The organism is Paenibacillus periandrae (assembly GCF_022458865.1).
Classification (GTDB): domain Bacteria; phylum Bacillota; class Bacilli; order Paenibacillales; family NBRC-103111; genus Paenibacillus_S; species Paenibacillus_S periandrae.
Window position 1 is genome coordinate 118824 of sequence record NZ_JAJNMU010000010.1, and the last position, 13986, is coordinate 132809.

11 protein-coding genes are annotated in these 13986 nt (G+C 46.4%); 1 reads left to right on the plus strand and 10 read right to left on the minus strand.

Going from position 1 to position 13986, the window contains the following annotated elements:
• Positions 1 to 35 precede the first annotated feature (35 nt).
• Positions 36 to 1718, plus strand: coding sequence for a PhoX family protein (locus LRL21_RS18045; protein ID WP_240417194.1), 1683 nt, complete (start codon positions 36 to 38; stop codon positions 1716 to 1718).
• A gap of 115 nt (positions 1719 to 1833) precedes the next feature.
• Here LRL21_RS18045 and LRL21_RS18050 read toward each other — a convergent pair whose 3' ends face one another.
• The 10 genes from LRL21_RS18050 to LRL21_RS18095 form a co-directional block, all read right to left on the minus strand.
• Positions 1834 to 2850, minus strand: a complete 1017-nt coding sequence (locus LRL21_RS18050; protein ID WP_240417195.1) for a sialidase family protein — start codon at positions 2848 to 2850, stop codon at positions 1834 to 1836.
• A 46-nt stretch (positions 2851 to 2896) separates the two neighbouring features.
• Positions 2897 to 3640 carry an RraA family protein gene (locus tag LRL21_RS18055; RefSeq protein WP_240417196.1) on the minus strand — a complete coding sequence of 248 codons (744 nt, stop codon included), beginning with the start codon at positions 3638 to 3640 and terminating at the stop codon, positions 2897 to 2899.
• 14 nt (positions 3641 to 3654) lie between these two features.
• Complete coding sequence (locus LRL21_RS18060) at positions 3655 to 4920, minus strand: sialidase family protein (RefSeq protein WP_240417197.1); 1266 nt, start codon at positions 4918 to 4920, stop codon at positions 3655 to 3657.
• A 39-nt stretch (positions 4921 to 4959) separates the two neighbouring features.
• Entirely contained in the window at positions 4960 to 6420 is a 1461-nt protein-coding gene (locus LRL21_RS18065) for a sialidase family protein (protein WP_240417198.1), read from the minus strand.
• Between the two features lie 75 nt (positions 6421 to 6495).
• Positions 6496 to 7875 (minus strand): ABC transporter substrate-binding protein, encoded by a 1380-nt coding sequence (locus LRL21_RS18070; RefSeq protein ID WP_240417199.1) that lies wholly within the window; start codon positions 7873 to 7875, stop codon positions 6496 to 6498.
• 32 nt (positions 7876 to 7907) lie between these two features.
• Positions 7908 to 8804, minus strand: coding sequence for a carbohydrate ABC transporter permease (locus tag LRL21_RS18075; RefSeq protein WP_240417200.1), 897 nt, complete (start codon positions 8802 to 8804; stop codon positions 7908 to 7910).
• Positions 8805 to 8810: 6 nt separating this feature from the next.
• On the minus strand, positions 8811 to 9701 hold the full coding sequence (locus LRL21_RS18080) for a carbohydrate ABC transporter permease (RefSeq protein WP_240417201.1): 891 nt from the start codon (positions 9699 to 9701) through the stop codon (positions 8811 to 8813).
• A gap of 100 nt (positions 9702 to 9801) precedes the next feature.
• Complete coding sequence (locus LRL21_RS18085; protein ID WP_240417202.1) at positions 9802 to 11424, minus strand: response regulator; 1623 nt, start codon at positions 11422 to 11424, stop codon at positions 9802 to 9804.
• Positions 11417 to 13189, minus strand: coding sequence for a sensor histidine kinase (locus tag LRL21_RS18090; protein ID WP_240417349.1), 1773 nt, complete (start codon positions 13187 to 13189; stop codon positions 11417 to 11419). The genes LRL21_RS18085 and LRL21_RS18090 overlap by 8 nt, the downstream gene beginning before the upstream one ends.
• A 38-nt stretch (positions 13190 to 13227) precedes the next feature.
• A complete protein-coding gene (locus LRL21_RS18095; RefSeq protein ID WP_240417203.1) occupies positions 13228 to 13980 on the minus strand; it encodes an IclR family transcriptional regulator in 753 nt (250 codons plus the stop codon).
• Positions 13981 to 13986 lie beyond the last annotated feature (6 nt).

The window sequence follows — 13986 nt, forward strand, 5'->3', positions numbered from 1 at the left end:
GACTTACATATACATTTCATTTTTGGAGGTTAGGTATGGACGACAATAAGCAATTATCTCGCCGGAAATTTCTCGGTTATCTGGGAACCAGCACAGCGTATCTTGCAGTATCCTCTATGGGTCTCGGTTCCTTCGGTAAACGAGCGAATGCATCGGAAGCGAACAGGTCCCTATTCGATTTTTCAACAATCAAGGTTTCGGATTCCTTTAACCCAACCCGGGATACAGCAGTAGCGAGTGATGATTTGGTACTGTCATCCGGTTTTAAATACGAGGTCATCGCAGCTTATGGAGACACTATTAATACGAAGGGCGACACGTTCGGGGATAACAACAGCTATACCGCTTTTTTTCCTCAAGACGGTTCCCGTGTTGAAGGACTGCTCTGGGTAGGTCACGAATCGACGAACGAATTGTTTCTTGAGGACGGCAATCAGCAGCGACATTTGACTTCGGCTCAGCAGCGGTCCTTGTTATATAATCAAGGGGCTTCCATCTTGAAGGTGTTTCGTAATGATAAGGGCCTTTGGAAAATGGATACCAAGTCTGAATATGCCCGACGTATCACAGGACTTGATGCTGTTGAGCTGACGGGGCCGGTGCGTGGAACCAAGGCGGTACACCATGCAACCCGGGTCCAAGGTACATTAGCCAACCGCGGTGGCGGTACAACCTTATGGGGTACCGTGCTTACCTGCGAGAATCAATTCGAGTCTACATGCAGGAGCACAGGCCTTGACCCGTTACATTATGGATGGGTTGTAGAGGCTGATCCTTACGATGCTAACGCCACACTGAGGAAGCACACAGCATTAGGACGATTTAATCACGGTAACGTAATGATGGGGTTAAGCACCGACGGCAAGGTTATCGTCTACATGGGCGAGGATGCCGAGGACGCTTGCGTCTATAAGTTTATCAGCTCGAACAAATTTGATCCGGCGCGAGGCAAGGCCAACTCCGAGCTTTTAAACGACGGAAAGCTGTATGCGGCGAATAAAGCAACTGGACAATGGGTTGAATTAACGATAGAGGCTGTGAGTCAATCCATTAAGAATCCTCGCTATAAAATACCGAGTGTATTGAATCAAACCCGGGAATCACTTATTGAGATATTTAAGGAGCAGGCAGACGTATTTGTATATGCGCGGGAAGCTGCAATTATTGTAGGCGCTACGCTATCCGACCGTCCTGCAACGGTTACTATAAATCCGCAGGATCATACTTTGTATATTGCTTATACGAACAACGGTCGACGCGGAAACCTGCATGGACAAATTATTCGTTTCTTTGAGAAAAACAACAATCTTGGAGCAACTGAATTTTCCTATGAGATTTTTGCAGTTGGCGGACCTCAAAGCGGGTTCAGCTCACCAGGCAGCCTTGCGTTCGATACCAAAGGCAATCTCTGGGTTTCGACGAATATTGCTTCGAGTCATTTGAATAAAGGCGCATGGGCTGAATTTAAAAATAACGGATTGTACGTGATACCTGCTTCCGGCTCAACCAAGGAGACGCGGCAATTTGCATCCGCTCCATTCGATGCCGAATTTGACGGAGTAAGCTTTACCCCTGATGAGCAGACCTTATTTCTGACGGTTAAGCATCCCGGAGAGACCACTGAGGAGCGGGTTAAACTGACCAGTACATGGCCGCACCGCTTCGGTGACAATATACCGAGATCGGCATTGGTCGCCATTAACGGTTCCGCATTCTAGATGCATCTGCCAAGCGTAAATCGGATGAACCCAAAGACCCATGAGATTAGAGAGAAAATCTTTCTCCGTTCTCATGGATCTTTTAATTTACATAAAATGGTAAAAAAACCCTCTTTTATAAGGTAACTTGCCAGAATGCGATATTTTCTCTTTTCCAGGTATAAGAGACGAATATACGTTTTCCGTCGGCAATAATGGCAGGGTAAGAGTATTCTCCCACCTGATCCTCCAGAACGAATTCATCGTCCCAAGTATGTCCATTATCATAAGACGCTCTTAGCACCAGAGGCGTACGTGGCCCCCAATTGACCCCAACCGGATTAAATGCCAGGATCAACACGCCGTTATCCATTCTCGCTACGTCAATACCGCTGTTATTATTAGGAAGCGGTGTCGGATATGCCTTAGACCAGGTATGTCCCGAATCTGATGAATCGCTCCTATACACATAACCTTCACTGCTTCTCAGCAGCATATGTACCTTCCTAGGCTGCGACTCCCAAAGCGTAGGCTGAATCACACCTCTACCAAAAAAGGATTGCTCCGAAACCGGAATATCGCTGCCTGTCACAGCTTCAATGCTGCTGTAGTCCAGCTCCTGGATCCAGATATCTCCGCTTCGTATCCACGTGGCCCCTTGATCTGCAGAAATGTCGACAAAAGCCTTCCAAATACCGTCCTCAGTAGATGCCGGCGCCAACCATGTACCGTCCGAGAGCACAATGGGCTTATTTCGTACCGGACCTCTGCCTCCGCGGTCGCCTTTTACCAGCTCAACCGGCAGTGACCACGTGTATCCGTTATCCTTGGATACGATAACTTGAGTGCTCCATTCCTTGAGAAGCTGTCCGACCTTGTAAAAAAGCACAAGCTCGCCATGATCATTCCAAAAAAAGACGGGATTCCAATGAGGAATTCCGTCAGCAGCTGCTAACTGGATGGGAAACGTCCATGTTCCCTTGTGTCTCCGTGAATACCAGATAGCAGAGTCACCCGCTCCTTCCTTGCTGCCTGCAAACCATGCCGTCAACATGTCACCATCCGGGAGTATCGCCAAGCTGGATGCGTGACAGCTCTCGAATGGTGCCTGGGCAGTCATAACTAATTCCTTGACCGCTTCAGTAAACATCATGGACCGCCCCTCGCCTCCTCAAAAAGCTTGTTGTGTCGGATCGCTTCTACCATTCGCCTTTTCGTCCGAATTGGGCTTGAGCTGCAGCTCCGAACTGATTTCCTGCCTCTTTCATTCCTTGCAGTAAAGCATTCATCTCGATACCTGCCGTATTGCGCCCTGATGTTATAACGGTGTCACACTCATTTTTATCCATAAACCGCGTCGCGTCAAGCAGTCCGGCCTGATCCTCCTCAGGAATGACGAGAAAGCCGTGTTTGTCGGCATGAATCAACTGCCCGGGCTTGATTGTGATGCCGAAGACCTCAACTTCACAGTTCCAGCGCACTGGCCAGCTATAGGCATGACCAATACACATTTTGCTGGCAATCGCTTTGAACCCTGCATTATTCATTTCATCGAGATCGCGGATCGCTCCATCCGTAATCGTTCCGACGCAGCCGAGGGAACGGTGCATATTCGCACCTACCTCCCCCCAATAAGAACCATACGCATACGGTTTATCCAGATCCTGAACGACCACGATTTTCGGTCCGGGAATGCTGGCAATATATTCGCGATATTCAACCTGGGCGTTCGGATTTCTGGTCTGATGGTCGGGATTGCTCGGCTCACACACTACAGTCACCGCATATCCAACCATAACTCCCATATGTGGCATGAAGTCTTTGGTTTCCTCCAGGTTAAAGCCCGTTCTGCGATCATGCTTGGAAATTTGTTCCCAGCCATTAAAGACTGATGGCGTATTCCAACGTTTGAGCTGCAGCAATTCGCTATGGGTTAAAGTCATTCTGAGCTTCCTCCTTAATAAATTAAATTTCGAAAATCGGTAATCGTATGAAACGAGATCAGATTCACATTATGCGCATCCTTGGCACGATGGTCCCCTGTCCGGCTGAGTACATACAAATTATTCCCGTCAATGGCCAAACTCGCATAATGGCGTGACTGCTTCTGCGAAGCACCCATCGTTACCATACCTGCAAAGCACCAATCGATGCAGTTGCGGGAAAAATGAAGCTGCAGCCGATGCCGTTCATTATTCGGTGTCCAGAACCGATCCTCAGGGAGCTTTTCCGCGCGCGTCATACTATCCGTTGCCTGCGTGCTAAGCAGCCAATACATCTCCGAGACATCGTCGTAAACAATGTGGAACTTCATCTGTCCACCCGGCAAAGGCACGTAGACGATATTTTTACCGGAAGGAACCTGCTCCAGCAAAGTTGTCATACTGCCATCGTCGTTCTCCACAACTTTCGCAATGGCGGCATATCCCGTCCCACCGGTATGCGTTCTCATCCAGAGATGGAATGTTCGCCCCTCTGGATCGTAAAAATAATGATCCGGATCTGCGATCTTCACGACATTCGTCTCCAGCCAGCCGGCTGGCGCGCAATTGCGTCCGGGAGCGATCATCGTTCCCGTAATCGGTGCGGCGTTATAAAAGGGAATGCCGAAATAATCCAGCTGATCCACAGGCACTGTATCGCAAAATGCCAGCTCTGATGCGAACGTCCAATTTTCCCTGATCAGCAGGTCACTGTCGATGCTGCCCCTCATGAGAACAGGAGCAAGAATGCTGCATGGCCATATTTTCATACCGGTGAACGTCATTCTTTCCATAACCAGGTACACATGATCCTTAACGTAAAGGACATTAGCAGGAGCCTGATGCCAAATTTCCCCCTTAGATAAAAAGCTGGTCTCACTCCACGTTTCTCCATTATCGTCAGACCGGACTATCGCAAGATCGTTGCAATGGCCGATGACATAGACGGAATTCCCCGCTACAAAAGGTCTTGCATGCATGAATGGAAAGTCAGCACGAAACTGCCACGTTGCTCCTTTATCATCGGAGGTAAATATTTTACCGAACCATAATTGACCGTGCTCGATGACACGCTTTGGGCCCGGAAGATCGTCCATACCTGGTCCGCTCAGATCAAGCGTGGCGACCAACCTGCCATTCGGCAAGACGGCAATGCCGGGACTGTACGTATAAATATTGTCGGGATCGGGAGATTCATATACGGTTACATAATCCTGGGCAAGCGGTTGTATGGGCTTCATAGCATAACGCACAACCTTTCCATATGATCGATAATAGGTTTAAAGAAATGACCGAAAATTTTCAAGCGTATGAAATGTCATATAATTGGCGTTATGAAAATTGTAGGCATCATTAAGCGCGGTCCGACTTAGATAAATCATATCGTCCCCATTAAACAGCCAATCGACGTATTGGAATCCAACCTTAAGATCGTCCTCCGTCCAACCGTTATCCTGATAATTTAAAGCGTCCGTATGAACCTGCCACGATTCCAAATCGGCTGATGACACCAGAGACAATATATTGCGCTGAGATACATTGGGCAAGGTTACTCTGTTCACTAACGACCAATATCTTCCGCTGACAGGATCATAATGAACCGTGAATTTGGACATATTGCCATGAAAGTCAATGACACTGCCGAACGTCAGATCCGCATCAGGATGTACGGTATTCACATTCAGTATAATAGCTCTTCCATAATCAGGATTGCCCTTGCCTGTATTATAACGGAGCAGGTTGACGAGCCTGCCACCGGGAGCGATTACGATATTCCCTTCCAGCAGCGATGGTCTGCCACCCTCAATGACACCTGGCCATTCATGACTGTATGGAAGAAAAGGAGCTATCGCCCAATTGGCCGGATCCAGCAAATCCGCATCCGCTGGTGCGGATATGACTCCGGTGGCATGACCACCGAGAGACCATGAACCGTATTCCACCCCGCTCCAAATCCGCCCCTCGTGCTCAACGACAGGCATTGGCGCTTTATGAGGTCCGCCTTCCTCCCTGCTTCCGGCTGGTATCAGCTCCGTTGGCGCAGACCAGGTCGCTCCGCCATCATCAGAGCGGCCTATCAGCAAAGCGCCGTATTCTGTGCTTGTTCCAAGCATGTACAGCGCTCCGCGATGAAGAAACAACTTCCCCCAAAAGCACGGATAAAGATCGCACAGGAACGACCAGCTTTGACCGTCGTCCGTAGATCGAAAAATCTTGCTCAGATTTTGTCCGCCAAGCCCCCAAAAAACATCATGGGAGGCAAGCAGGGTTCCATCCACAAGCTTTACGATGGATGGACTTGCCGGAGAACGACCCGAGAAGTCATACGTGTAGTCATCGGGATGAATATAATTGACGACAATACCGGGTACCTCTCCGGTTCTCGCCTTTCTTGCCGGGCTTTCCGCCAACTGCTCATTCGAATCCTTTTTGATGGCATGAACGGCAACCTCATAATCTACAGCATGCTCCAGATCGCTAAGTAAAATCGATGTGGCGTCACCCGGTAGTTGGCGAGTTTGAATTTCTGTCCGTTCTTCCCCTGCCGTCAGCTTGACCTCGTAAACAAATTCACCGGAATTGCATGATCCTTCATACTGCCAATCCAACTGCAGCTGCCGGTTTCCCGGAGCCAGCCGTACTATGTTTAACTCACTATATGGGGCTCCATAGCCCTTGGAAGCGTAGGCGATTCCCTTGGCTGTTGAATAGCTCCATGTAGGGTTCTCTTGAACGTTCATCCACCATTCATCCCTTCTTAAGGCGGCAGTCTTCAGCTACCGCCCCATTTTTTGCGATTTTTTATTGGATTAGAATCACTTTTTATTTTTGGAGGCATCGATGACTTTTTGCTCTTCGACCCATTTATTAATCTTTTCCTGAATGTCTGCCATCTCAGCTGTCAGATCATACTTTTGACCATGATTAGCCCTTGATATCAGCTCTGCCATCCAGGGACGTATAAGTGAGAACATGATCGGCGGAAACAGCACGTTTTTGGTATCCTCCACGACCGTTAGCAACTGTTTGGCATAAGGATTATCCTTTTCGCTGACCCAATCGGCATTTTTCCAGGAAGGCAGGTACTTATAGTTATCATAGATAGCTTTTTGTCCTTCAGCTCCCGTAATATATTTCAGCACCTGCCATGCCGCTTCCGGATTTTTCGTATCTTTGGCCATCGTATACGTTTGGGCTGTACCATAGGAGGTTTTTCCGTTCTTGTCCCGTACCCCTTTGGTCACGACATAACGATCCTGCAGCTTGTTTTTGAGGATTTCATCCGTTTTGCTGCACCATAAACAAATCGCAACATTGTTCTCGACCTTGCCCCAGTTCTCAAAGCCGCGTCCAATCTCATATCCGGGTGGTAGGCTGGAGTTCATATCGATCAAGGTTTGCAAGCTCTTTTTAATTTGCGGGGTATTGAAATTCAGTTTACTGTTCCCAAAGTTCGCCCAGTCGGTTTCGCCTAGCTGTACGCCGTTCCCATCTGAGAAATAATCGAGCATCATGTGACTGCTGCTGCGCGGGTCATAATACATCCCGTAGGTTTGTTTGCCAGTCTTGGGATTGATCCCCGTCAGCTTGGCCGCTTTTTCCAATATTTCCTGAGCGGTTGGTTTATCGCTGAGCGGTGCCACACCCCAATCATCAAAGATTTGCTTATCATACATAACCGTACTCGTATTAACGATTCCAGGTAAGGCCATGACTTTACCATCGGTAGCATTCGTAAAGCGCTCTTTGTCCAGCCATAAAGAATCGTAATAATTTTGCTTCCAATTATCCCGTTTCAAGTAATCGTCCAGAGGCATCAGAAACCCTTGGTTATAAAAATCGATAGATGAATCCAGAATTAATACATCCACACTTCCACTAAGCAATAGTGATTGAAACTTCGCCTTTCTGTTATCCTGCGGAACTTCGATATATTCCACAGTCAGCTTGGGATGTTTGTCTAAAAATGGCTTCAGCATCGTTTTCATCCCTTTGACATTGCTGCCCGTTACCGGATCGATACCGTCATCCACCGGATAACTAAAAACAGCAAACTTGACGACACCGGATAAATTATCCGCGTTTGCTGCGGGACCTGGAGCCGCACTATTGTCACCCGCCCCACCACCGCAAGCGGTTAAAAATAAAAGCAGTGAGCATATTGTTAGCATCAGTGTCATTTTCCATCTATTCACTCGCATCGTATCACTCCTTATAAGTGGATGTTTCATTGTTTAATACCTGATTGGGCAACGCTTTGAATAATATATTTCTGGAAAAACAGGTATACCAGCAGAACAGGAATGATGGACAATACCGTGGAGGCCATATTCAGACCCGGAGGTGATTGTCCGGTTTGTGTGCGTGCGTTAAGCAAAGCGATTCCAATTTGAATCGTGTACTTGGCCGGATCATTCAGCATAATGAGCGGGAACAAAAAGCTGTTCCATACGTTCAGAAAGGTGAGAATAATCAAGGTAGCGACGATTGGCATGCATAAAGCAAAATAGATTCTAGTGAAGCATTGGAACTCCCCCGCGCCGTCGATAATGGCAGCCTCTCTAAGTTCGCCAGGAATGCCGTCCATGAATTGCTTCGCCAAAAAGGTACCGAATATATTGGCGATGGCCGGCAAATAAAAAGCCCAATAGGTGTTGATGAGCTGCAGCTTCTTAAATAGCATAAACAGCGGGATTAATGTCGCTTCACTTGGTATCATCAACGTAGCCAGCACGACCAGCAGTATGATTTTGCCGCCCTTGACGTTCAGCTTTGACAACGCATAACCCGCGAGCAGCGCTGAAAACGTACTAATGGCAATAACACCAACAGCAATCATAAACGTATTCACATACAATCGCGGCATATGGGTATTGATGATGGCAATTCTAAAATTTTCGAAACTGAGGTGTTCCGGAATCAACCGAAAGGGAAAAGGAAATTCGAAAATTGCATCCTTGTCAAAGCTAATCGAAAGCATAACAATGAACGGAAATAGGATCATTACGCCGCCAGCGCATAGGAACAACAGGGTCACAAACCTTCCAAGCCTATCCACTTGTTTCCTCGATTGCAGTACCACCCCGGTTTTTGCTGCAGTGGACATCAGGGTCATATGTCTCATCTCCGGTTAATTCTTATTTTGAAACGCTTTAAAGTTAAAAAGGGTAAACAGCAAAATAATAATGAAAATCACATAGGATGCAGCAGCCGCCTTGCCAAACTCATAGGTGTAAAAGCCGTATCGGTACACGTACAGCATGAGCGTAAACAACGATCCGCCCGGGTTGCCATCCGGTCCCCCAATCACGAACACATCGCCGAATCTTTTAAAAGCATTGATCGTACCCATGACGACCATAAAGAAAATGACGGGCTTCATTCCGGGAATTGTAATATAGAACCACTGCTGCAGCCTCTTGGCACCATCCACACTGGCAGCCTCATACAGATCGCGCGGAATGCCTTGAAGTCCTGCCAGCCAGATTAATACGGAATAACCCAACCCGTGCCACGTATCCATCAGAATGACGCTAAACTGTGCAAGTCTGGGATCTGCCATCCATCCGAGTGGAGCCACGCCAAACCAGCTTAGCACCGAGTTGGCAATCCCTTTTTCCGTCGGATACAGCAGCAGCAGGAATACAATTGAGGCCGCAACCGTTGAAGTCACATTCGGCAAAAAATAAATCGCTTTGAACAGAATGCTTATCCTGCGGGCGGCGATACCGTTAATCAGTGAAGCGATAATAAAGCTCAGAGGCAATCCCACTCCAAGTCCCATGACACCCATGATTATCGTGTTGCTAAGTGCTCGCCAAAAGGTCTTATCGTACCAAATAAATTCATAATTGCTGAACCCTGCCCAAATCCCCCTTACCCCGTTATGGTGATACAAGCTGATACGGAAAGCCTCTCCTATCGGGTACAAGGAAAAGGTAACGACCCCCAGAATCAGAGGAAGCAAAAACAAATAGCCAACCGTATGTTTATTTACTAACAGATTTCTTTTCGGGATCATTATCGTTCACCCCCTGTGTATGCTCATCCCTTGCTCTTATTATCCGTAATTTGCACACGGATAAATAGGTGAAATTCCTATGATTGGTTTGTAATGTTATTCAATTGGGCTGCATTTTCCGATACTCCAACGGGGTAACGCCTACCCTTTTTCTAAACACTTGTCCAAAATATTTGGCATCGGTATATCCGACCTGGCTGGAAATATCGAATATTTTCAAATCGGATTGCTTTAACAGCTGCTTGGCTTTGTTGATCCGAATATCGGCCAAAAAATTCAAAACCGTCTCATTGGTTCTTTCCTTGAATAAATTGGCGAAATAATTGGGTGTCAAATAGACGACGTCGGCTACGTCCTGCAAGGAGATATCCTGCGCATACTGCAACTCCATGAACGAAATTGCCTTCTGAACGATCGAAACATGACGCTGCTGCATTTTCTTTTCTATGCTATGGGCCAGATCGTTGACATAATGCAAAAGCCACATTTCAAGCTGCTCAATGGTTTTCCTTTTCTTAATCTGTTCATCCAAGGCCGTGATTTCCATGATGTTCCCATCTGAAAGATCCCACTCGATCAATTGGCGAAGCAGCGCGTAGACCAGCTGTAGACAAATCTTGCGTAAATGATCAGGAGTTGGGGTAAAGTCGTCGACAATAGCGCGCAAAAATTGCCTTGCATACCCAACTGCTCCGTGTACGTCCCCGATCTTCAAAGCCAGGCACAATCGTTTCTCCAGGTCATACGGGTATACGGTGTGCTCGATTGAAGCCTGGTATGTGACGTCACCGATATATACGATGCTCTCTTTACCTGAATACAGACGATACTGGACAGCCTCCACCGCTTGCTTGCCGGATTCCGGTATCCATTCAGGTTCATCGTAGATGCCGCCAATACCGATTGAAACCGACACCTTGTAATACGTTTGGATATAATATTTTATTTTTCTTGCTACCGCTTGCAGCAGCTCCAAGTAATGTTTGCTTTCCATAGGCTCCGCTCGGCTAACGATTACAATGAGCTGGTTATCGTAATTTTCGACGATCTCGGCGTATAATTGTTCCCGGAGCAGCTCTTCTACAATGTTACGAAAAGCAAATAATAAGAGCTGCTTATCACGAATACGGGCACTCTGTGCTACAGCCTCCTCATCATCGATCTCTACAACCAGGCATGCAAATAAATGGCTGCCGATGGAAAAATCCAGGTAGCCACATCTGTTTCTTATATCCAATAAAGACATTTGACCGGAAAGCAGGTAGCGCAAATATCTTTCCTTGAGCACAGGGATGCTTTGCAGCAGCTGCTGCTTTATTTGCACAACGTCCTTCACCTGGCTCCTTTCTTGCTCCAGGCTGTGCGTTGCCTTTTGGATGATAGCGAATAACTCTTCAATTGTGCTCGGCTTCAACAAATAATCAAAGGCACCATTGCGAATCGCTGTCTGCACATAGGGAAAATTATCATAGCCGCTTAACAAAATCACCTTCGCATGCGGTACGATGCACAGCGCTTTTTCCGTTAACTCCAAACCGTTCATATGAGGCATCAATACATCGGAAATGATCAAATCCGGCTTCTTGTCCATGATCAACTCCATCGCTTCGACACCGTCTTCGGCCTCACCAACAATCTCAATCTGATGCTTGGACCAATCCATACTCATTTTCAGACCATTTCTCACGCGTTCCGAATCGTCCACCAGAATCATTTTATACATCGATATATCCCCCTGGAAGTATGATTTGTATGTGGGACCCTTCATCTCTCCGACTTTCGAAGTGTAAGCCGTATCCTTCTCCATAAGCCAAATGAATCCGTTCGTTAATGTTATAGATGCCATAACCTCCGTCTTGCGAAGGCGGCTCGAGAAGCGCTTCAATTTGTTCCAGATCCATACCGATTCCGTTATCGATAACCTCCAGCAGGATGAACTGACCTTCCCTTTTGGCTGCAATTTTAATCGTCCCACGTTTATTTTTTAACGGTTTGATACCATGCAGCAGCGCGTTTTCCACCAATGGCTGCAAAATGAGCTTGATGCACGCTTCCTCCAGTACATGGGGATCAGCTTCGATCGCATACTCAAATTTATTTTTGAACTGCAGCTTCTGAATCGTCAGGTAGTGCTCGATCGTTTCCAATTCCTTGGCAATGGTTGTCATTTCGCTGCCTTTATTGAGAATAAGCCGGAAAAATTGAGCAAACGCCGTTGTCATTTCCGCAATTTCATCATATTCCTTTGTTTTGGTCATCCAATATATAGAATCCATCGTATTATACAAAATGTGCGGATTAATTTGAGATTGCAAAGCCCGCAGCTCCGCTTCTCTGATTTTCTTTTCATCATCCCGCACTTTGTGGATCAAGGTCCCGATTTCTTCCGTCATTTCATTGAAGCTCTCCGATATTTCCCCAAATTCCTCCTGCGTTCCCAGATGAACCTTGGTGTGAATGTCCCCATCCCTTACTTTTTTAATGTGCCGAATTAATTTCATGAGCGGTCGGGTAATGCTGGATGAAATGAATACGGACAATACAATCGATAACGCCACCGTAATAAGTATAATCATTACAATCGTGCCTTTGGCTAGCTCAATATGCTTGTAGACAATAGACTGCGGAATCATCGTAACGAGCTTCCAGCCCGTATATTGCGATGTAAAATAATGTACCGAATACATCGTTCCTTGCAGCGTAATCAGTGAGCTTCCATTGGACGAGCCGGTAATCATCCTCCATACATCAGGATCTGCCTTGGTAGAGACCAGGTCCTTGTTAACATGAGAAATAATGAATCCATTCTCGTCAACTATATACGTAATCGCTTTCATATCCGTAAGAATATTTTTGAAGCTGTCGAATATAAAGCTTTCCCGGACACCAATCAGCATAAGTCCCCAGTCTTTAAGGGCTAACAACCCCAATGTTTTTCGCGCATTATAAATCACCTTGGGTCCTGAATCGCGGTTGGAGAATATGTCCTTATTGGCAAACAGCCACAAGGGCTTGCCCTTGGCAGCATACGACTGTTGATAAATGGCCGTTTGTTCAAGCTCCTCCCTTGTCCGATTGGCAAAGGACGTATTCACGAATAAATTCAGGCCGTATTGGCCAAAAAAACTTACGGATTGAATCTGTTCAGAGCGCCCCCCAAAAATACTCGGATACACAGTTTCATAAAATATTTTTTCATAATTAGCTCTGGCCGTGTCGGTTGAGGCATCGGATTCCATAATGATCTGCAGCTCTTTGTTCGATACGATGTTTACATACAATTCGTCAATATCCTTGAGCTTGTAATCGATATTTTGCATTGTTTGCTTGAGAACCTCTTGGACGGATTGACCCACTTCATTAACGATGGTTTCTTTTAAAATAAGAAAAAATATCCAGCCGATGATAGACGTGGATATTACAATAAGTAGTACAAAGGATACGATTAATTTGGATTTAAGCCTCATATTACGAAGTGAACCTGCCATCGTTGCCACTTAAATCACCCCTATCTCGTTTCATGCTGTCACAGCTTATCCTCGATATGGCTAACCACCTGCTGCAGCTTAACCGCATAATTTTGTATTGTGGAATCATCAAACCTGAGGGAGGGACCGGCAATGCTTACCCCGGCAATGACTTCCCGCTTTTTGTTGCGAATCGGCATTCCCATGCATTTAATTCCGTATTCATGCTCCATATGATCAATGGAATATCCTCTTGCCCGAATCTGCTGCAAATCCAGTATAAGCGCTTCCTGGCTGGTTATCGTACTATCTGTAATGGCGATAAGACCCTTGTCTATGACAGCCTTGATCCTGTCGTCGGGTAAATAAGCGAGCATCGCTTTGCCAATCCCGGTACAATAAAGCGGCGCCTTAACACCCAGCATGGATCTCGTGGAAAGCTGATTTCGCGGACAGGTAGAATCCAAATAAACGACTTCATTTTCTCTTGGTGTGCCCAGGTACACGGTTTCATTCGTAAAGTCCGATAGCTCTTGCATCAAAGGCAGCACGATGGTCCTGAAATCAATGTTACTATGAATCACATTGCTGAACTCCAGCAGCTTAAATCCAAGCCTGTATTTCCCATTCTCCTGATTTTGCTCCAGATATCCTGCCTTTAAAAAAGTATCTGCGATATTGTGAACATTACTTTTATAAAGTCCCAGCTTCTCGCTTATTTCTGTAATGCCCAGCTCAGGCGATTGTACCGTGAAGCAATCGAGAATTTTCAGCGCTTTAATTAATGATTTCACTTTTCCTTCATCTGACAATTGGGT